General features: G+C 68.0%; 17 protein-coding genes. 10 read left to right on the top strand and 7 right to left on the bottom strand.

The genetic code is table 11. From position 1 onward, the window contains the following. Nucleotides 1-52: 52 nt before the first annotated feature. Nucleotides 53-2,350: a ribonuclease R gene (rnr, locus tag K8940_RS14210; protein WP_223390615.1), complete on the top strand. Its 2,298-nt coding sequence runs from the start codon at nucleotides 53-55 to the stop codon at nucleotides 2,348-2,350. 17 nt (nucleotides 2,351-2,367) lie between these two features. Here rnr and K8940_RS14215 read toward each other — a convergent pair whose 3' ends face one another. Beyond that, on the bottom strand, nucleotides 2,368-3,399 hold the full coding sequence (locus K8940_RS14215) for an SGNH/GDSL hydrolase family protein (protein WP_223390616.1): 1,032 nt from the start codon (nucleotides 3,397-3,399) through the stop codon (nucleotides 2,368-2,370). A 55-nt stretch (nucleotides 3,400-3,454) separates the two neighbouring features. Here K8940_RS14215 and K8940_RS14220 point away from each other — a divergent pair, with 55 nt between their 5' ends. Further along, nucleotides 3,455-4,597 carry a pyridoxal phosphate-dependent aminotransferase gene (locus K8940_RS14220; protein ID WP_223390618.1) on the top strand — a complete coding sequence of 381 codons (1,143 nt, stop codon included), beginning with the start codon at nucleotides 3,455-3,457 and terminating at the stop codon, nucleotides 4,595-4,597. Between the two features lie 35 nt (nucleotides 4,598-4,632). Here K8940_RS14220 and K8940_RS14225 read toward each other — a convergent pair whose 3' ends face one another. After that, nucleotides 4,633-5,931, bottom strand: a complete 1,299-nt coding sequence (locus tag K8940_RS14225; RefSeq protein ID WP_223390619.1) for an amidohydrolase — start codon at nucleotides 5,929-5,931, stop codon at nucleotides 4,633-4,635. Nucleotides 5,932-6,006: 75 nt separating this feature from the next. On the opposite strand from K8940_RS14225, the gene K8940_RS14230 reads away from it, so the two are divergent. The 3 genes from K8940_RS14230 to rpmG all read left to right on the top strand — a co-directional run bounded on the left by K8940_RS14230 (nucleotide 6,007) and on the right by rpmG (nucleotide 7,508). Next, nucleotides 6,007-6,735, top strand: a complete 729-nt coding sequence (locus K8940_RS14230) for an NUDIX hydrolase (RefSeq protein WP_223390620.1) — start codon at nucleotides 6,007-6,009, stop codon at nucleotides 6,733-6,735. A gap of 46 nt (nucleotides 6,736-6,781) precedes the next feature. Further along, nucleotides 6,782-7,246: a DUF6265 family protein gene (locus K8940_RS14235; protein ID WP_223390621.1), complete on the top strand. Its 465-nt coding sequence runs from the start codon at nucleotides 6,782-6,784 to the stop codon at nucleotides 7,244-7,246. 94 nt (nucleotides 7,247-7,340) lie between these two features. After that, nucleotides 7,341-7,508: a 50S ribosomal protein L33 gene (gene rpmG, locus K8940_RS14240; protein ID WP_010920317.1), complete on the top strand. Its 168-nt coding sequence runs from the start codon at nucleotides 7,341-7,343 to the stop codon at nucleotides 7,506-7,508. A 99-nt stretch (nucleotides 7,509-7,607) separates the two neighbouring features. Here rpmG and K8940_RS14245 read toward each other — a convergent pair whose 3' ends face one another. The 5 genes from K8940_RS14245 to divK all read right to left on the bottom strand — a co-directional run bounded on the left by K8940_RS14245 (nucleotide 7,608) and on the right by divK (nucleotide 12,964). After that, entirely contained in the window at nucleotides 7,608-7,856 is a 249-nt protein-coding gene (locus tag K8940_RS14245; protein WP_223390622.1) for a hypothetical protein, read from the bottom strand. Nucleotides 7,857-7,938: 82 nt separating this feature from the next. Further along, nucleotides 7,939-9,591, bottom strand: a complete 1,653-nt coding sequence (locus K8940_RS14250; protein ID WP_223395870.1) for an alkaline phosphatase family protein — start codon at nucleotides 9,589-9,591, stop codon at nucleotides 7,939-7,941. 129 nt (nucleotides 9,592-9,720) lie between these two features. After that, a complete protein-coding gene (locus K8940_RS14255; protein WP_223390623.1) occupies nucleotides 9,721-11,106 on the bottom strand; it encodes a glycoside hydrolase family 28 protein in 1,386 nt (461 codons plus the stop codon). Nucleotides 11,107-11,207: 101 nt separating this feature from the next. Beyond that, nucleotides 11,208-12,590: a PleD family two-component system response regulator gene (locus tag K8940_RS14260; RefSeq protein WP_223390624.1), complete on the bottom strand. Its 1,383-nt coding sequence runs from the start codon at nucleotides 12,588-12,590 to the stop codon at nucleotides 11,208-11,210. Continuing rightward, nucleotides 12,587-12,964: a cell-cycle response regulator DivK gene (gene divK / locus K8940_RS14265; protein ID WP_223390625.1), complete on the bottom strand. Its 378-nt coding sequence runs from the start codon at nucleotides 12,962-12,964 to the stop codon at nucleotides 12,587-12,589. The genes K8940_RS14260 and divK overlap by 4 nt, the downstream gene beginning before the upstream one ends. Before the next feature lie 121 nt (nucleotides 12,965-13,085). Here divK and K8940_RS14270 point away from each other — a divergent pair, with 121 nt between their 5' ends. The 5 genes from K8940_RS14270 (at nucleotide 13,086) to clpA (ending at nucleotide 18,789) form a co-directional block, all read left to right on the top strand. Continuing rightward, nucleotides 13,086-13,733 (top strand): hypothetical protein, encoded by a 648-nt coding sequence (locus K8940_RS14270; protein WP_223390626.1) that lies wholly within the window; start codon nucleotides 13,086-13,088, stop codon nucleotides 13,731-13,733. Next, nucleotides 13,730-14,620 (top strand): ROK family protein, encoded by an 891-nt coding sequence (locus K8940_RS14275; RefSeq protein WP_223390627.1) that lies wholly within the window; start codon nucleotides 13,730-13,732, stop codon nucleotides 14,618-14,620. Before K8940_RS14270 ends, K8940_RS14275 begins: the two co-directional genes overlap by 4 nt. A 10-nt stretch (nucleotides 14,621-14,630) precedes the next feature. After that, nucleotides 14,631-15,887, top strand: a complete 1,257-nt coding sequence (locus K8940_RS14280; protein WP_223390628.1) for a DNA polymerase IV — start codon at nucleotides 14,631-14,633, stop codon at nucleotides 15,885-15,887. 229 nt (nucleotides 15,888-16,116) lie between these two features. After that, on the top strand, nucleotides 16,117-16,446 hold the full coding sequence (clpS, locus tag K8940_RS14285) for an ATP-dependent Clp protease adapter ClpS (protein WP_013079900.1): 330 nt from the start codon (nucleotides 16,117-16,119) through the stop codon (nucleotides 16,444-16,446). A gap of 12 nt (nucleotides 16,447-16,458) precedes the next feature. After that, nucleotides 16,459-18,789 carry an ATP-dependent Clp protease ATP-binding subunit ClpA gene (gene clpA / locus K8940_RS14290; RefSeq protein WP_223390630.1) on the top strand — a complete coding sequence of 777 codons (2,331 nt, stop codon included), beginning with the start codon at nucleotides 16,459-16,461 and terminating at the stop codon, nucleotides 18,787-18,789. Nucleotides 18,790-18,846 lie beyond the last annotated feature (57 nt).

Genomic DNA, 18,846 nt, shown 5'->3' on the forward strand with positions numbered 1-18,846 from the left:
GGGAGGAGAGTTTCTCTTGGCCATCCGCCCCTGAAGCGCGGTAAGGCAGGACATGGCCAAACCTCGCCCGCCGCACGGCTCCAAGACCAAGACCTTCAAGCCCAAGCCCGCCGCCGGCCTGCCCGACCGCGAGACGCTGCTGGCGTTCCTGCGCGACGCCGGCGAAACCGGCAAGGCCGACATCGCCCGTCACTTCGGCCTGAAGGGCGGCGATCGCCGGGCCCTGCGCGAGATGATCCGCGAGCTGGAAGCCCAGGGCGCCCTGGCCAAGCGCGGCCGGAAAGGCTTCGCCGAGGCCGGCTCGCTGCCGCCGGTCGGTGTGGCCGACGTGGTCGAGCGCGATGGCGACGGCGAGCTCTATGTCAAGCTGACCAAGTCGGACGACGACGTGTCCAACGTCCGCCTGGCGCCCGGCAAGGGCGAGGCCGCGGCCGGCGCGCCGGGCCTGGGCGACCGCCTGCTGGTCCGCTTCGAACGGCTGGAGACCGGCGAGTTCGAGGCCAAGCTGATCAAGAAGCTGGGCCAGAGCGCCCACAAGGTGCTGGGCGTCATCCGCAAGCACCGCAAGGAGATCCGCGTCGAGCCGGTCGACCGCAAGTCCAAGGACGTCCTGGTCCTCGACCCCAGCGTCGCCCACGACCTGAAGGAGGGCGACCTGGTGCTGGCGCAGGTCGGCACGCATGGCGGCCGTTACGGTCCCAAGCCCGGCAAGGTGCTGGAGGTGGTCGGGAGCGAGAACGATCCCCGCGCGGCCTCGCTGATCGCCATCCACAGCCACGGCATCCCGACCGGCTTCTCCGAAGAGGCCGAGCGCGAGGCCAAGGCCGCCGTCGAGCCGACCCTGGCCGGGCGCGAGGACCTGCGCAAGCTGCCGTTCGTGACCATCGACCCGGTGGACGCCCGCGACCACGACGACGCCGTCTACGCCCATCCAGACGAGGACGAGACCAATAAGGGCGGCTGGGTGGTCTGGGTGGCCATCGCCGACGTCGCGGCCTATGTGCGCCCCGGCTCGGCCCTGGACCGCGACGCCCGCGAGAAGGGCAACAGCGTCTACTTCCCCGACCGGGTCGAGCCGATGCTGCCCGAGACCCTGTCGAACGGCCTGTGCTCGCTGCGCGAGAACGAGAACCGCGCCACGCTGGCCGTGCGGATGGTGTTCGACAAGTCGGGCCGCAAGAAGGGCCACAAGTTCGTGCGCGGCCTGATGCGCTCGGCCGCCAAGCTCAGCTACGAGCAGGCCCAGTCGGCGATCGACGGCCAGCCGGACGACAAGAGCGGCCCACTGCTGGAGCCGATCCTGCAACCCCTGTGGGAAGCCTATCGGACGATGAAGATCGGCCGAGACGCCCGCTCGCCCCTGGCGATCGAGAGCGACGAGCGCCGGATCATCATCCGCGAGGGCGAGATCACCTCGATCACCAAGCGCGCCAGCCTGGAAGCCCACAAGCTGATCGAGGAGATGATGGTGCAGGCCAATGTCTGCGCCGCCGAGAGCCTGGAGGCCAAGCGCTCGCCCCTGATCTACCGGGTGCACGACACGCCCAGCCTGGAGAAGGTGCAGAACCTCGCCGACTTCCTTCAGACCCTGGAGATCCGCTGGAACAAGGGCGAGGCCCCGCAGACCTCGCGGTTCAACAAGCTCTTGGAAGAGACCCGCGAGAGCCCGAACGCGGCGATCATCAACGAGGTGGTCCTACGCACCCAGATGCAGGCCCACTACAGCAGCGAGAATATCGGCCACTTCGGCCTGAACCTGGCCAAGTACGCCCACTTCACCAGCCCGATCCGCCGCTATGCCGACCTGATCGTCCATCGGGGCCTGATCCGGGCCCTGGGGCTGGGCGACGATGGCCTCACCGACCAGGACATCGCCCAGATCAAGGACACGGCCGAGGTCATCACCCACGCCGAGCGCCGGGCCATGGCCGCCGAGCGCGACGCCACCGACCGCTACATCGCCGCCTTCCTGGCCGACCGGGTCGGCGCGACCTTCGAGGGCCGGATCACCGGCGTCACCCGCTTTGGCCTGTTCATCAAGCTGACGGATACGGGCGCCGACGGCCTGGTGCCGGTCTCGACCCTGGGCCAGGAGTTCTTCGTCCACGACGACAAGATGCACGCCCTGGTCGGCGAGCGGACCGGCAAGCGCTGGCCGCTGGGCCTGGGCGTCGAGGTCAAGCTGGTCGAGGCCACGCCGGTCACGGGCGGCCTGTTGTTCGAGATGCTCAGCGACCCGCTGCCGCCCGACCCGAAGATGCCGCGGCCCAGGCTGGGCGCGCGGCGGCAGGCGGCGGTGAAGCCGCGCGGCGGGCTACCCAAGGGCGTGCGGCGCGGCAAGCGGCGTTGACGCGCAATCCTCCCCCGCTAGGGGGAGGATTTGATCGCCGCCTCGAGTTTGTCCGCCATCATCTTCTGATCCGCCACGGACGGGTGCCAGTGGCACGCGCCGCGGTCCATGTCGGTGATCCGCACCGCCGTCGCGCCCGTGCGGCTCGCCACCTCGGCCACGTCGTCGGCGAAGGTGTCGCCGGCGATCAGGAACACCCGCGCGCCCGGCCGGCCGGCCTTCAGGCCCTGGACGAAGGCCACGTAGGTTTCGCGGTAGTCCTTGCGCAGCGCCGCCTCGTCGGCCCAGGCCTCGCCCGGATGCAGCGGCGTCGAGAAGTCGTTCGTGCCTAGGCCCACGACCACCACGTCGGGCTTCCACGGGTCGTTCGCCGCCACGCGCGGCTCGGCCTGGCCCGGGATCAGGCGCGGGAACAGCGCCGGCAGCGGTTCGCCGGCCGCCACGCCGTTGTAGTTGCGCACCACGCCCCGGCCCGAGAAGGCCTCGATGCGGTAGTCGGCGTCGAGCCGCCCCGCCAGGATCGGCCCGAAGGCCAGGCTGGTGTCGGTCAGGTCGTGGACCTGGCTCTCGGTGCAGTCGCGACTGGCCGAGCGGACGCCGTAGCCGACCGTATGGGAGTCGCCGATGAACTCGATGCGGCGCGAGCGGGCCGGCGCCGGCAGCGCCCTGCCCTGCGCTCCCACGAAGAAGCCCTCGAACCGCGCCGAACCGGTCTGGCTCTCGGTCAGCTTGTCCAGCCGCACGACGTGCTCGCCCGGGCCCAGGGCGTCGAGCTTCAGCCGCGTCTCGCCGGCCTTCGTCAGCTCGGCCTTGCGCACGCCGTCGACGCTGACCGCCAGGTGCTCGGCGCCCGTGTTCACCGCGACCTCGATCGACGGCCCGGAGAACCGCCCCTCGAAATAGACCCCCGGCCAGCCGAAGTCGTACGCCCCGGCCTGCCCTCCTTTTGGCGCCGGCGCGACGCGGCCGCCGATGTTCAGCGGCAAGGCGGTCTGGCTCCAGGCGGGCGTGGATACGGCGAGAGCGGCGGCGAGGAGCAGGTGGCGCATGCTCTTCTTCTCAAGCGGGATGCGAGTCTCGTCAAACCCCGCTAAGCAGGCGGCCATGCGCGCCGAGATCGAACCCTTCCACGCCATCGCCATCAGCCGCCTGGCCCACCAGCTGAAGATGGAGGGTCGCTCGATCATCCACATGGAGTTCGGCCAGCCCTCGACGGGGGCGCCCAGCAAGGCGATCGCCAAGGCCCACCAGATCCTCGACGCCGAGGCCATGGGCTACTGGGAAAGCCCGCTGCTGCGTCAGCGCATCGCCGAGCGCTACCAGACCCTGTACGGCGTCACGGTCGAGCCCGAGCGGATCGTGCTGACCTGCGGGGCCTCGCCAGCGCTCGTCTTGGCGCTCTCCAGCGTGTTCACGCCCGGCGATCGCATCGCCCTGGCCCGCCCCGGCTACGTCGCCTACCGCAACAGCCTGAAGGCCCTGCACCTGGAGCCCGTCGAGATCGCCTGCGGGCCGGAAGACCGCTTCCAGCTGACGGCGAAGCACCTGGCCGAGCTGGAGCCCGCCCCGGCCGGCGTCATCGTCGCCAGCCCGGCCAACCCGACCGGCACGATCATCGCGCCCGAGGAGCTGGAAGCCATCGCCAAGGTCTGCCGCGCGCGCGGCATCCGCATCATCAGCGACGAGATCTATCACGGCCTGTCCTACACCGGCCGCACGCCCTCGATGCTGGAGTTCGCGCCCGACGCCCTGATCGTCAACAGCTTCAGCAAGTACTTCAGCATGGCCGGCTGGCGGCTGGGCTGGCTGCTGACGCCCAAGGGCGAGGACCTGGACCGGGCGCGGGCCTATGTCGGCAACCTGTTCCTGACCGCGCCGTCGCTGAGCCAGCACGCCGGCCTGGCGGCCATGGACTGCATCGACGAGCTGGAAGCCCATATCGACGTCTATCGCAGAAATCGCCAGCTGATGCTGGACGCCCTGCCGGCCCTGGGCCTCAAGCAGATCGCCCCGCCGGACGGCGCCTTCTACATCTGGGCCAACATCGGCCACCTGACCGACGACTCGCTGAGCTTCTGCCAGCAGTTGTTGAAGGACACGGGCGTGGCGACGGCGCCGGGGGTGGATTTCGATCCCGTCGAGGGCAACCACTTCATCCGCTTCAGCTTCGCGGTGTCCACGGCCGAGGTCGAGGAGGCCCTGCGGCGGATCACGCCGTGGTTCGAGGCGCGGGCGGCGGCTGCCTAGAAATCCTCCCCCGCTAGCGGGAGGATTCGGAGCCCCTATTTCCGCTCCAGATAATCCAGCGCCATGAACACCTCGGCCTTGACGCCGGTCTCCAGCACCGCCTCGTCGACGTCGAAGAATGGCGAGTGGTTGGCCGGGGCTGTCGCGGCCGGGACGTCGGCCTTGCGGCCGCCCAGCTGGACGAACACCGACGGGACCTTCTCGGCGTAGAGCGAGAAGTCCTCGGCCCCAGTGACCAGCGGCGCGTTGTCGTCGACCTTGCCGGGGGAAGCCTTCTCGAGGCTGGCCTTGACCCACTTGGACAGCGCCGGGTCGTTGTAGGTCACCGGATAGGGCTGACTGAACACCGCCTGCGCCTTGGCGCCGTAGCGGTCGCCGATGGCGGCGACGGCCTTCTGGACTTTCAGGACCAGGTCGTCGTGGCGGGTGGTGGAGAAGGTCCGCATGGTCCCCTCCATCTTCAGGTCCTCGGGGATGATGTTCTGGCGCATGCCCATGTTGATCACCGCGATCGTCACCACCGAGGGCGAGGCGCCCACGTCCACCTGGCGGGCGGCGATCTGGTTCATGGCCTGGATGATGTCGGCCGCGACGCTGGCCATGTCGACCCCGGCCCAAGGCCGCGCCCCGTGGGTCTGCTTGCCCTTCACGGTGATCGTCAGCCGGTCGGACGAGGCGTAGAAGCCCTCGGGCCGGTAGTTCAAGAGGTGCGCGTCGGCCGGGCCGATATGCAGGCCGAAGACCGCGTCGACCTTGGGATTGTCCAGCGCCCCGTCGCGGATCATCAGCTTGGCGCCGCCCTCCTCGCCGGCCTGAGGCCCTTCTTCGGCGGGCTGGAACAACAGGACGACCGTACCCTTGATGTCCTTCTTCATGCCAGCCAGCACCGTGGCGGTCCCCAGCAGCATGGCCACGTGGGTGTCGTGGCCGCAGGCGTGCATGACCGGCACCGTCTTGCCCTCCCAGGTCGCCGTGGCCTTGGAGGCGAACGGCAGGCCGGTCTTCTCCTCGACCGGCAGCGCGTCCATGTCGGCGCGCAGGGCCACGACCTTGCCGGGCTTGCCGCCCTTGAGGATCCCGACCACGCCGGTCTTGCCGACGTTCTCACGGACCTCGAAGCCCAGGGCCTTGAGCTCCTTGGCGACCAGGGCCGAGGTGCGGACCTCCTGGTTGCCCAGCTCGGGATGCTCGTGGATGTCGCGCCGCCAGGCCACGACCCTGGGCTGGACGGCCTTGGCCGCCGCGGCCACCTGGGCGGCGGTGGGTGCCGCGAAAGCCGGCGCGCCAAACGCCAGGCCGCCGGCCAGCGCCAGGGTCGAAATCCGTCCGATCATCGTGAAAGCCCCTCAAGAATCCACCTGACGTTACGTCGGTCTTTCCAGGCCGCGCAATCGGTCTAACCTGATCGTATGACCCTGCCGCCGATCGACGCGAAGTTCGACACGATCAACGACGGCGCCGTGCGCGAGACCGGCGCGGCGCTGAAGCCCAAGCACGCGGCCACCGTGATCATCGTCCGCACCGACGGTCCCCAGCCGCGCCTCCTGATGGGCCGTCGCAACCACGGCCACGCCTTCATGCCCGACAAGTGGGTGTTTCCCGGCGGACGGGTCGACAAGACCGACTACGACGCGCCCAGCGCCAGCGAACTGGCCCCCGAGGTCGCCGCGCGGCTGGAGCAGGAGCCCCGCCACGCCCGGCCCGCGCGCCTGGCCCGGGCGCTGGCCCTGGCGGCCGTGCGCGAGACCTTCGAGGAGACGGGCCTGCTGCTGGCCAGGAAAGCCCCTGAGCGCCCCGGCGCGGGGCCCTGGCGGCCGTTCCTGGCCCAGGGCGCCCTGCCCGACCTTCTGCCGCTCAGCTTCGTCGCCCGCGCCATCACCCCGCCCTATCGCCCGCGCCGCTTCGACGCCCGCTTCTTCATGGCCCCCGCCGAGGCGCTGCTCAGCCTGGACCGCCGTCCCGACTGCGGCGAACTGGATGAGATCGCCTGGGTCGACTTCCAGGAAGCCATGGCCCTGGACCTGCCCAACATCACCCGCTTCGTGGTCCACGAAATCGGACAAAGGCTGGCCGAGACTGGACGACCGGCCCCCTTCATGCGTTTCCTGAACGGCAAGCGGCGTCTGACCCACCTCTAGCGTGGGCTCCTCTTCTTCTTAGAGGGGACTGGGGAGGAGATTCGCGATGATCGGTTCGATTCTAGCCTTGGCCCTGGCCGCGACGCCGGCGGCGGCGCCATCCGAGATCGACAAGCTGGCCTTCATCGGCGGCTGCTGGACCCTGACCCGGCCCAACGGCACGAAGATCGATGAGCAGTGGCTGGCTCCGGCCGGCGGCGCGATGATCGGCATGAGTCGCAGCGTCCGCGACGGCAAGCTGCGCGAGTTCGAGTTCATGCGCATCCTGCCCGCCGCCGACGGCAAGCTGCAGTACGTGGCGCTTCCCTCGGGCCAGACCGAGGCGGCTTTCCCGATCAAAGAGATCGCCGAGAACACGGTGACCTTCGAAAACCCGCAGCACGACTTTCCGCAGCGGATTCTGTATCGCCTGGTCGACAAGGACACCCTGGTGGCCCGGATCGAAGGCTCCGTCGGGGGTCAGGCCCGCTCGGCGGACTTTCCGTATAAGCGGTGTCCCGTCGGCAACTGACTCCGGCAATTGACTTTGAGTCACCGATGAGTATGTTCCGCGCCTCTCATTTCCAACGCGCGGGAACCTGCGCGACCACCGCAGGGATTCGACCATGGCCAAACCGGCTTCCATCAAGATCCGCCTGAACTCGACGGCGGACACCGGCTTCTTCTACGTCACCAAGAAGAACGCCCGCACCAAGACCGAGAAGATGGTGCTGAAGAAGTACGACCCGGTCATCCGCAAGCACGTCGAATTCCGCGAAGGCAAGATCAAGTAAGATCGGCCTTTAGCGCTGAAACGACAAAACGCCCGGCTAGCGATAGCCGGGCGTTTTCGATTCCGTCTTCCCCCTGCGGGAAGGATTTAAGCGGCGGACCTACCACCGCCCTCCGGTCCACAGCCAGCGGAGCACCGCGAAGCCGCCCCACAGGACCGTGAGCGCCGCCAGGATCGAGCCGACGCACAGGGCCAGGAACGCGCCCATGACGGCGACGCTGGCCAGGCCGGTCGCTGGATGGTCCCAGGCTTCGCCTCCCACCAGGAAGAGAATGCAGCAAGCCACCAGGCCCAAGAGCAGCCAATGGCCCGCGAACGAGCGCTTTCTGAAACTGATTCCTCTCGCCATCCCCCGCCTCCCTCATAGGATGTATTGAGCACAATGCTCAACAAGGGTGTGGAGAAGGTAAAAAAGCCGCCCTAATCAAAGCTTAGCAATGACTACCGTACGCGAGGGGCCGGCAGGCGCCGTCGATGTCGGCCGGCGGCGTCACGCCGGTAACCGCCGCGATGGTCGGGGCGATGTCCACGGTGTCCAGCGGCAGCACCCGCTCGTGCGGGCTGGCGCCCTTCCACCAGAACAGGATCGGCACGCGACGATCATAGTCCCAGGGGCTGCCGTGGGTCGAGACATAGGTCGTCCCGGCCGTGGCGGGCACGCGATAGGGCTTGAAGGCGACCAGGATATCGCCGACGCGGCCAGGATACGCGCTGCGACGCAGGCGCTCGGCCACCGACAGCTCCTCGGGGAAGGCGTCGGACGGCGCGGCCGCCAGGGTCAGGATGGCGTTGGAGTCATAGGCTTCGGCCACCGCCGGGTCCTTGTTGATCAGCACGAGGGCCGCGGCGGTGATGCGGGCCCGGTCGGTGATCGAGGGCGTCTTGCGGTCGGGACCGACGACATAGACCTGGTCGATGCCGCCATCGGCCATCAGCGGATCCCACGACAGGTTCAGATCCTTGCGCAGCTGGGCGTTCAGCCCAGCGATCCACGGCTTGCCGATCACGCGCTCGCTGTCATAGCCCTCGCCCGCCAGGCGCTCGGCGAAGTCGGCGCCGCCGTGGTCGGCGGCCAACACTACCAGGACCCCGCCCTTGACCTTGTCCAGGCTCTTGAGGAACACGCCCAGGCGCTGGTCCAGGCGGGTGATCTGGTCGCACATCTCCGGACCGCGCGTACCGTAGCGGTGACCGATGAAGTCGGTGGCCGACAGGCTGACGGTCAGAACGTCGACCTGCGGGCCGTCGCCCAGGCCGTAGGTCTCGCGCAGGCCCTGGGCCAGCTCCAGGGTCGCCTGGTCGGTATAGGGGCTGGCGTAGAGGTCGCGCAGCTTGTCGGCCTCGCTGATCGCGGCCGGGACCGGCAGGGCCGCGCGCCACGCGCGGTCGCCGGTCTTGTAAGAGGCCTCCAGGGCCTTGCAGCGCTTGGCCGAGGCCTTGTCGTAGTCCCAGGTGAAGGGATGCTTCTTCAGGTCCGCCGCCAGCCTGGCGTTGAAGGCGGCGACGGGCTTGAGGCGCTGCTCGGCCGTCTGGCCCTCCGGGACCCAGGTCGTGAAACCGAAGCCTGGCTGATACCAGAACTGGCCGTCGGCGTGGTGGCCCGACATGGTGATCGCGCCGCGATCCTTGCCCGAGACGCCGAACACCCGGCTGTTGGGCGAGACGGCCTTCAGCCAGTCGCCATAGGTCGTGGCGACCATGTTGGCGGGCGAGACCGCCCTGCCCTTCGGGTCGTCGGCCGGGGTCACGGTCGGATCGGCCAGGCAGTAGACCGTCTTGCCCGTGGCGCGGTCGTACCAGTCGTTGGCGCTGATGCCGGTCTTGTTGGGATGCTTGCCCGTCAGCAGGGTCGAATGGCCCGGGCACGTCTCGGTGAAGGCGTGCGACTGGTAGCCGTTCGGATAGACGACCCCCTGGCTCAGCGTGGCCAGGCCGCCGGTGAACTCGCCCCGGTGCTGGGCGTAGAGGTTGGCGCTGAACTGGTCGACCGAGATGACCACGACCAGCTTCGGATCCGGCTTCGTCTGGGCCTGAGCCGCGAAACCCGTGGAGACGGCGGCGGCGAGGAGGCCGCTGGTAAGCATCTTCTTCATTCCAGCGATTTCGCCCGAATGGTTCATCCGTGCAAGGATGGAAGGGTTTCGGGTCTGAAATGTAATCCGGCTGGACAGAACGTCAGCTTGGGAAGCTGACGTTCTACGCGAAGGCCGCCCCTAGTTCGGCTTGCCGCTGGTCATGCCCAGCACGTAGGGCGGCTGGGTCGCCACGACGTCCGGCGGACGCACGGTCGGCGCCAGCGGCGCGGCGCCCTCCAGCCCCTTGCCGGTGACGTTGTTGACCGCCAGCAGCGGGCCTTCGGCGACCCTCACGTCGATCCCCTCGAGGGTGACGTTCCGGATGTTGGCCAGGCTGATCCCCTTGCCGGCCGTGCCCGTGACGTCCTTCAGCGTGAAGCCGTCCAGCGGCTTGTCGGGATGGATGTTGACCGCCTCGACCAGCACGGGGACGTCGGTGACCTTGATCCGCTCGAAAACGAAGTTGCGGACGGTGGGGATGCCTTCGAAGCCCGGAACCGGGAACTGGTCCTGCTTGCCGCTGTCCAGGAAGTTCAGCCGCAGGAAGCCGCCGCCGGTCCCGGTGACCTCCAGGTCGCGCATGACGATGTCCTCGATGAACGCCCCGCGCCCCGGCCGGCTCTTGATGTAGATGGCGAAGGTGTAGGCGGTCAGGCACTTGCAGCGCTGGACGACCACGCGGCGGATCCCGGCCGAGGTCTCGCTGCCGATGCCGATGCAGGCCCAGCGATGGTCGCGGAAAGTGCAGTCTGTGATGACCACGTCCTCGGTCGGCCGGGCGATCAGATTGCCTTCCAGCCCCCGGCCCGACTTCAGCGAGATGCAGTCGTCGACGGTGTCGAAGTCGCAGCGGTCGATGACCACCCGCCGGCAGGAGTCGACGTCGATGCCGTCCGCCCGGCCGTTGACCACCAGGTCGCGAAACACGACGTCGTCGCAGAACACCGGATGGATCGACCACATGTCGTTCTGCTGGGTGCGGACGCCGGTGACGCTAAGGGCCTGGACGTCGACGAACTCCAGCAGGGCCGGATGGCGCAGGCCCGTCTCCTTCTGGACGCGGCCCTTGATCGCGTCGGTGGCGACGATGCCGCCCTTACCGGTGATGGCGACATCATGCGCGCCCTGGGCGGAGATCAGGCCGATATAGCCGGGCACGAAGCGGCCCTCCCAGCGCACCTGGGTCACCGGATAGTCCGCAAGGTCCGGCGAGCCCTGCAGCGTCGCGCCGTCCTCGATGTGCAGGGTGGTGTTCGAGCCGATGCGGATGGCCCCGACCACGAAGGTCCCGCCGGCGATCACCACCTCGCCGCCGCCGAACACGGCGCAGCGGTCGAGGGCCGCCTGAACGGCCACGGTGTCCTTGGTCGTCCCGTCACCCTGGGCGCCGAAGTCGCGCGGGTCCAGCCGCAGGGCGGGCCCGGCCGGCTTGGACGTCTTCGAAGGCGCGGCGCTGGCGCGGGCCGTGGCGACGAGCGCTCCAAGACCGGCGACAGCCAGGACGGCGCGACGATTGGCGGACATGGACGAACGCTCCCCAAGGACTGGACCGGCTATGACACCGGTTTCTTCAGGGCAGCATGCGACGGGCGCGACGGGCGCGCCAATCCATAAATTGTCTGGATTCAACCGGCCTGGGCGACCTGGGCGGCCTTGCCGACCACCGTGTTGCGGCCCGAGGCCTTGGCCTCGTAGACGCCTTCGTCGGCGCGCTTGAGCAGGGCCTCGGGCGTGTCGCCCTCGCCGGTCGTGGCCGAGACCCCGACCGAGATGGTCACGGTCAGCAGTTCCTGGCCCTGGGCCACCTTGAAGGGCGAACCGGCGACATTGTTGCGGATCCGCTCGGCGATGCGCAGGGCGGCGGCCATGGGCGTCTCGGGCATCACCACCACGAACTCCTCGCCGCCATAGCGGCAAGGCAGGTCGACGGCCCGGACGTTCGAGGCCAGGCGCAGGGCGAACTCGCGCAGCACCTCGTCGCCGACGTCGTGGCCGAAGGTGTCGTTGATCTTCTTGAAGTGGTCGATGTCGATCAGCAGGGCCGAGACCTCCTCGCCGCCCAGGATCGCGCGCTTGACCAGCGTGTCCAGCTGGCCGTGCATGTAGCGGCGATTGTGCAGCCCCGTCAGCTGGTCGGTGACCGCCAGTTCCAGGCTGTGATCGAGGTTGTTGCGCAGATAGTCGGTGTAGCGCTTGCGCTGGACCTGGGTCTTGATGCGCGCGGCCAGCTCCTGCGGGTCGGCCGGACGCGACAGGATGTCGTTCACGCCGATCTCCAGCGCCTTGACCATCCGGCCGCGATCGTCGGCGTCGACCAGGGCCAGGACCGGCAGCTGGCGGGTGCGCTCGTCCGACCGCAGCGCGGCGGTGAAGCGCAGGCCGTCGAAGGCCTTGGCCGCGGCGTTGACGATGACCAGGTCGACCGGACCGGCGGCGCTGATCTTGGCCTTCTCGGGATCGGTCTCGACCACCGGGCGGTGCTCGACGCCGATCTCGCCGGCCAGGCGTTCGCCCTGGCGCTGGTTGTCGTCGACGACCAGAATCCGGCCGCCCAGGCCGTCCAGGCGGGCGGCGGCGCCGGCGATCACGCCGATGCGGCGGCCCGAGGCCTCGCGCTGGCGCAGTTCGTCGATGACCAGCTTGAAGCGGGTCAGGCTGCGCACGCGGGCGAACAGCATGACGTCGTCGATGGGCTTGGTGAGGAAGTCCGAGGCGCCCGCCTCCAGGCCGTGGATGCGATCAGCGCGGCCGTCCAGGGCCGTGATCAGCACCACGGGGATGTGGCGGGTGTTGGGGTCTTCCTTGAGCTTGCGGCAGACGGTGAAACCGTCGATGCCGGGCATCATCACGTCCAGCAGGATGATGTCGGGAAGGTCACGGGCGGCGATCATCAGGGCGCTGGCCCCGTCCATCGCCGTGGTGACCTCGTAGTACTCGGCCGTCAGCTTGGCTTCCAGCAGTCGAACATTGGCCTCGATGTCATCGACGACGAGGATCCGCGCACTCATGCGGGCTGTCTTTCCAGGAGGCGCTTGATGGTTTCGAGGAAGTGGACCACCGAGATCGGCTTGGAGATGTAGGCCTCGCAACCGCCCTCGCGGATGCGTTCCTCGTCGCCCTTCATGGCGAAGGCCGTGACGGCCACCACCGGAATGTGGGCCAGCTCGTCGTCTTCCTTGAGCCACTTGGTGACTTCCAGGCCCGAGATCTCGGGCAGCTGGATGTCCATCAGAATCAGGTCGGGCTTGTTGTCACGGGCAATGGACAGCGCCGACAGACCCTCGCGGGTCTGCAGGGTCTCGTAACCCTGGGCCTCGAGCAGATCATGAAAGAGCTTCATGTTCAGCTCGTTATCCTCCACGATGAGGACCTTCTTCGTCATCCTTACCCCGACCATACGGTCACGTGGCGACGCCCACGGATTCGCGCCGTCTTCCAGAACCTGATGGCACGAATATCCTTAAGCCCGCGCTAATCGCGTTTAGACCCAACGATCCGAGATCATGGAACCGCGTTACACCGACCTTGAGACCTGCGCCATTTCTCCCGCCGCGCCCCTGGTCATCGTCGATGTCGACGAGGTCTTGGCCCAGTTCATGCGCGGCTTCGGCGCCTTCATCGGACGCCATGGCTTCGAGCTTAGGGTCGACCGCTTCGCCCTGTTCCAGAACATCTATCGGCCTGGAGAGACGGAACACCTCGATCTGATCGCGGGCAAGGCTTTGTTCGACGATTTCTTCCGCGACGGCGCCGATGACCTGCAGCCCGCCCTGGGCGCGGCCGACGCCCTGGCCGATCTTTCAACCCGCGCCGGCGTCGTCATCCTGACCAACGCGCCCGAGCATGGCCGGCTGGCGCGGATCAAATGGCTGAAGACCCACGGCTTCGACTATCCGATGATCATCAACAGCGGCCCCAAGGGTCCGCCTGCCGCGCAACTGGCCGCGCGCACCACCGGACCCGCCGTCTTCATCGACGACCTTTTGCCTCAGCTCGAATCGGTGGCGGAGAAAGCGCCGCGGGTCGGCCGGTTTCAGATGGTCAGCGACGAGCGCCTGCGCCCGTTCGCCCCATCCGCGCCCGATCGTCATGTCCGCATCGACGAGTGGCCCGCCCTGAAGGCCGCCATTGAGGAGCGCCTCTTTACATGATCCGGTTCGGTATCGATTTCGGCGGCACCAAGATCGAGGCCGCCGCCCTCAACGCGGCGGGTGAGTTCGTGGCCCGCGTCCGCAAGCCGAACCCGGGGAACTATCAGGACGCGCTCGAGGTGGTCGCCCAGCTGGTCACCGACGCCGAGACCATGGCCGGCGCGACCTGCGTGCGGCTGGGCGTAGGCCTGCCCGGCTCGATCTCGCCCAGGAGCGGCCTGATCCGCGGGGCCAACAGCGTCTATCTGAACGACAAGCGCTTCGGCGAGGACCTGGCCCAGCGCCTGGCGCGCCCGGTGCGCGTGACCAACGACGCCAACTGCCTGGCCCTGTCCGAGGCCGCCGACGGCGCGGGCGCCGGCGAGCGCGTGGTCTTCGCCGCCATCCTGGGCACCGGCTGCGGCGGCGGCGTGGTGGTCGACGGCCAGATTATCGAGGGGCGCAACGGTTTCGCCGGCGAGTGGGGCCACTTCCCCCTGCCCTGGCCCAAGCCCGAGGAATATCCCGGCCCCGACTGCTGGTGCGGCCGCAAGGGCTGCCTGGAGACCTGGATCGCCGGCCCAAGCTTCTCCCGCGACGCGGGCTTCGAAAACGGCCAGGCGACGATGGAAGCCGTCGCCGCCGGCGATCCCGCCGCCCTGGCGGCGCTGGACCGCTATGTCGACCGCGTCGGCCGCGCCCTGGCGGTGATCTGCGACGTGATCGATCCTGACGTCATCGTCCTGGGCGGCGGCATGTCGAACGTCGACGCACTCTATGAGCGCCTGCCCGCCGCCATCGCCCCGCATGTCTTCTCCGACGTCTTCGAGACGCCCGTGAAGAAGGCCGTCCACGGCGACAGCTCCGGCGTGCGCGGCGCGGTCTGGCTGTGGCCGCAGGAGCTCTGAGGATTCGCCTATGAAGTCCCTGTGCCGCGACTGCGGGTGGACGGGCGAGGCCAAGGTCTCGCGCTGTCCGTCCTGCCACTCGCCGCGCACGATCTTCCACGCGGAGCTGGGGACCCTCTCGATCGCCCACCTGGACTGCGACGCCTTCTACGCCTCGGTGGAGAAGCGCGACGATCCGAGCCTGCGCGACCTACCGGTGATCGTCGGCGGCGGCAAGCGCGGGGTCGTGACCACCGCCTGCTACATCGCCCGCATGAGCGGCGCCCGCTCGGCCATGCCGATGTTCAAGGCGCTGAAGCTGTGCCCCGACGCCGTGGTCATCAAGCCGAACTTCGCCAAGTACAAGGAAGAGAGTCGGCGCATCCACGAGAAGCTGGACAGGCTGACGCCGCTGATCCAGCCGCTGTCGCTGGACGAGGCCTGGATCGACCTGACCGGCACCGAACGCCTGCATGGCGCCACGCCCGCCCAGATGCTGGCCCGGCTGCAGGCCGAGATCGAGCGCGACATCGGCCTGACCGTCTCGATCGGCCTGGCGCCCAACAAGTTCCTGGCCAAGATCGCCTCCGAGCTGGACAAGCCGCGCGGCTTCTCGGCGATCGGCGTCGCGGAAGCCCAGACCTTCCTGGCGGACAAGCCGGTCGGCATCCTGCCGGGGGTGGGCCCCGCCACCGTCTCCAGCCTGGCCGAGATTGGCCTGAAGACCGTCGGCGACATCGCCGCAGCCGACCTCAAGCTGCTGGCCAACCGCCTGGGCTCCGGCGGCCTGCGCCTGCACCGCCTGGCCCACGGCCAGGACAGCCGCCTCGTCGATCCCGACCAGGCCCGCAAGACCATCAGCGCCGAGACCACCTTCAACGACGACCTGCACAAGCGCGAGGACCTCGAGGACGAGCTGTGGCCGCTGTGCGAGAAGGTCGCCAAGCAGGCCCGCAAGGAGGGCGTGGCCGGCCGCGTGGCGACGCTGAAGCTGCGCACCCCCGACTTCAAGATCCACACCCGCCGCCGCACCCTGGCCGTGCCGACCCAGACGGCCCGCACCCTGTTCCAGGTGGCGCGAGAGCTGCTGGCCGCCGAACCCAAGGGCCTCTCCTACCGCCTGATCGGCGCGGGCCTGACCGAATTCGTCGACGCCGAGACCGCCGGGTCGGACATGTTCGCCGACGACGAGCGCCGAACGCTGAAGAACGAGACCGCCATCGACGCCCTGCGCGGCAAGTTCGGCGCCGCGGCGGTGGTCAGCGGGCGGGCCCTGAAGGGCCGCTGAGCGAGTCGCGGCCCTCCCCTCTTGCGCGACGCAATATCGCTAACCATTTGGGCCTCTCCCCCACGGAACCGTTCGTCGGCGGTCTTCGCTCTCCCAAACGTGAAGCCGATTTCCGAGGCGCCCCTGTGCTAAAGCGGCGCAGCGGCGCTTCGGGCTCTTCCAAAGCCGTCGAGTTTCCATATCTAATTCATGCAGGCGGGTGATTTGCCCGCCGGGAGAGAACAAGTCGATGGCCGAGCGGAAGCAAGGCGGACAAAGCAACGGCGCTGGGTCGTCGGTCGTCACGGAAGTGAAGCCGAAGACGCAGAAGCCTTCGCTTTATCGAGTTCTGATTCTCAACGACGACTACACTCCGATGGAGTTCGTGGTCTACGTTCTCGAACGGTTCTTCAACAAGTCGCGTGAAGACGCTACTCGCATCATGCTGCACGTTCACCAAAACGGTGTCGGCGTCTGCGGTGTTTACACTTACGAAGTCGCAGAAACCAAGGTCGCCCAAGTCATCGACTCGGCACGACGCCATCAGCACCCCCTGCAGTGCACCATGGAAAAGGACTGAGGAGCCTCCCCATTGCCCTCTTTTTCGCGCCCCCTGGAAGAATCCCTGCACCGCGCCGTCGCGTACGCCAACCAGCGTAAGCACGAGTACGCCACGCTGGAGCACCTTCTGCTCTCCCTGACCGACGACGAGGACGCCGCCGGAGTTATGCGCGCGTGCGACGTTGATCTCACCGCGCTGAAGAAGAGCCTCTCGAACTATCTCGACGTCGAACTGTCCTCGCTGGTCGTGGACGACGACGAGGACGCAAAGCCGACCGCCGGCTTCCAGCGCGTGATCCAGCGCGCGGTGATCCACGTCCAGTCGTCGGGCCGCGAGGAAGTGACCGGCGCCAATGTTCTGGTCGCCATCTTCTCCGAACGCGAGAGCCACGCCGCCTACTTCCTGCAAGAGCAGGACATGACGCGGTACGACGCGGTCAACTTCATCGCCCACGGCATCGCCAAGAAGGCCGGCGCCTCGGAAGCCAAGAGCGTCAAGGGCGCCAGCGCCGGCTCGAACGCGACCGAGGACGACGGCGAGAAGCCCAACACCAAGACGGGCGGCGAGGCTCTGGAAGCCTATTGCGTCGACCTCAACGAAAAGGCCCGCCAGGGCAAGGTCGACCCGCTGATCGGCCGCGCGAACGAAGTGGAACGCGCGATCCAGATCCTGTGCCGTCGCACCAAGAACAACCCGCTGCTCGTTGGCGACCCCGGCGTCGGCAAGACCGCCATCGCCGAGGGCCTGGCCCGCAAGATCGTCACGCACCAGGTCCCCGAGGTCCTGGAAGGCGCCACCATCTACTCGCTCGACATGGGCGCGCTGCTGGCCGGCACCCGCTATCGCGGCGACTTCGAGGAGCGCGTGAAGCAGGTCGTCAAGGAACTGGAGAACCACCCGAACGCGGTGCTGTTCATCGACGAGATCCACACCGTGATCGGCGCCGGCGCGACCAGCGGCGGGGCGATGGACGCTTCGAATCTCTTGAAGCCCGCGCTCGCCTCCGGCTCGCTGCGCTGCATGGGCTCGACCACCTATAAGGAGTTCCGCCAGCACTTCGAGAAGGATCGGGCCCTGGTCCGTCGCTTCCAGAAGATCGACGTGAACGAGCCGACGGTGGAAGACACCATCAAGATCCTCAAGGGCCTGAAGACCTACTACGAGGACTTCCACAAGCTGAAGTACACCGCCGAGGCCCTGAAGGTCGCGGTAGAGCTGTCGGCCAAGTACATCACCGACCGCAAGCTGCCGGACAAGGCGATCGACGTGATCGACGAGGCCGGCGCCTCGCAGATGCTGCTGCCGGAGAGCCGCCGCAAGAAGATGATCGGCGTGAAGGAGATCGAAAGCGTCGTCGCCAAGATCGCCCGCATCCCGCCGAAGTCGGTCAGCAAGTCGGACACCGAGGCCCTCAAGGAACTCGAGACCGATCTGAAGCGCGCGGTGTTCGGCCAGGAAGAAGCCCTGACCCAGCTGTCGGCCGCCATGAAGCTGGCCCGCGCCGGCCTGCGTGAACCGAACAAGCCGATCGGCTCGTACCTGTTCAGCGGCCCGACCGGCGTCGGCAAGACCGAAGCCGCCAAGCAGCTGGCCCAGACCCTGGGCATCGAGATGCTGCGCTTCGACATGTCGGAGTACATGGAACGGCACACCGTGAGCCGCCTGATCGGCGCCCCTCCCGGCTATGTCGGCTTCGACCAGGGCGGCCAGCTGACCGACGCGGTCGACCAGCACCCGCACGCCGTCGTCCTGCTCGACGAGATCGAGAAGGCGCACGGGGATGTCTACAACATCCTGCTGCAGGTGATGGATAACGGCACCCTGACCGACAGCAACGGCAAGAAGGTCGACTTCCGCAACGTGGTCCTGATCATGACCACCAACGCGGGGGCCTCGGACGCCCAGCGCAACTCGATCGGCTTCGGCCGCTCGAAGGTCGAAGGCGAGGAAGAGGCCGCCCTCAAGCGCCTGTTCACGCCGGAGTTCCGCAACCGCCTGGACGCCGTCGTGGCCTTCAAGCCGCTGACGCCGGAGATCATCCGCCAGGTCGTGCAGAAGTTCGTCATGCAGCTGGAGGCTCAACTGGCCGACCGCAACATCACGATCGAACTGAGCGACGACGCGGCGGACTGGCTGGCCAAGAACGGCTTCGACGAGCTCTATGGCGCTCGTCCGCTGGCCCGGGTCATCCAGGAGCACATCAAGAAGCCCCTGGCCGACGACATCCTGTTCGGACGCCTGGTCCGCGGCGGTCACGTCAAGGTCGTGCTGGAGAACGGCAAGATCGAGTTCGAGATCGAAAGCAACGGCGGCGACGCCAAGCCTAAGGCCGACGAGGCCGAGCCCGAAATGGCCGGCTGAGGCCGTCGGAAAGACTAGCGAAGGGCCCGGAGCAATCCGGGCCCTTTTCGGTTGGAT

Source organism: Caulobacter segnis, from assembly GCF_019931575.1.
Classification (GTDB): Bacteria; Pseudomonadota; Alphaproteobacteria; order Caulobacterales; family Caulobacteraceae; genus Caulobacter; species Caulobacter segnis_C.

What these genes read in the sequence shown, in the direction of transcription:
- rnr (WP_223390615.1), top strand. Translation starts at nt 53, where the DNA reads ATGGCCAAACCTCGCCCGCCGCACGGCTCCAAGACCAAGACCTTCAAG.
- K8940_RS14215 (WP_223390616.1), bottom strand. Translation starts at nt 3,399, where the DNA reads ATGCGCCACCTGCTCCTCGCCGCCGCTCTCGCCGTATCCACGCCCGCC.
- K8940_RS14220 (WP_223390618.1), top strand. Translation starts at nt 3,455, where the DNA reads ATGCGCGCCGAGATCGAACCCTTCCACGCCATCGCCATCAGCCGCCTG.
- K8940_RS14225 (WP_223390619.1), bottom strand. Translation starts at nt 5,931, where the DNA reads ATGATCGGACGGATTTCGACCCTGGCGCTGGCCGGCGGCCTGGCGTTT.
- K8940_RS14230 (WP_223390620.1), top strand. Translation starts at nt 6,007, where the DNA reads ATGACCCTGCCGCCGATCGACGCGAAGTTCGACACGATCAACGACGGC.
- K8940_RS14235 (WP_223390621.1), top strand. Translation starts at nt 6,782, where the DNA reads ATGATCGGTTCGATTCTAGCCTTGGCCCTGGCCGCGACGCCGGCGGCG.
- rpmG (WP_010920317.1), top strand. Translation starts at nt 7,341, where the DNA reads ATGGCCAAACCGGCTTCCATCAAGATCCGCCTGAACTCGACGGCGGAC.
- K8940_RS14245 (WP_223390622.1), bottom strand. Translation starts at nt 7,856, where the DNA reads ATGGCGAGAGGAATCAGTTTCAGAAAGCGCTCGTTCGCGGGCCATTGG.
- K8940_RS14250 (WP_223395870.1), bottom strand. Translation starts at nt 9,591, where the DNA reads ATGCTTACCAGCGGCCTCCTCGCCGCCGCCGTCTCCACGGGTTTCGCG.
- K8940_RS14255 (WP_223390623.1), bottom strand. Translation starts at nt 11,106, where the DNA reads ATGTCCGCCAATCGTCGCGCCGTCCTGGCTGTCGCCGGTCTTGGAGCG.
- K8940_RS14260 (WP_223390624.1), bottom strand. Translation starts at nt 12,590, where the DNA reads ATGAGTGCGCGGATCCTCGTCGTCGATGACATCGAGGCCAATGTTCGA.
- divK (WP_223390625.1), bottom strand. Translation starts at nt 12,964, where the DNA reads ATGACGAAGAAGGTCCTCATCGTGGAGGATAACGAGCTGAACATGAAG.
- K8940_RS14270 (WP_223390626.1), top strand. Translation starts at nt 13,086, where the DNA reads ATGGAACCGCGTTACACCGACCTTGAGACCTGCGCCATTTCTCCCGCC.
- K8940_RS14275 (WP_223390627.1), top strand. Translation starts at nt 13,730, where the DNA reads ATGATCCGGTTCGGTATCGATTTCGGCGGCACCAAGATCGAGGCCGCC.
- K8940_RS14280 (WP_223390628.1), top strand. Translation starts at nt 14,631, where the DNA reads ATGAAGTCCCTGTGCCGCGACTGCGGGTGGACGGGCGAGGCCAAGGTC.
- clpS (WP_013079900.1), top strand. Translation starts at nt 16,117, where the DNA reads ATGGCCGAGCGGAAGCAAGGCGGACAAAGCAACGGCGCTGGGTCGTCG.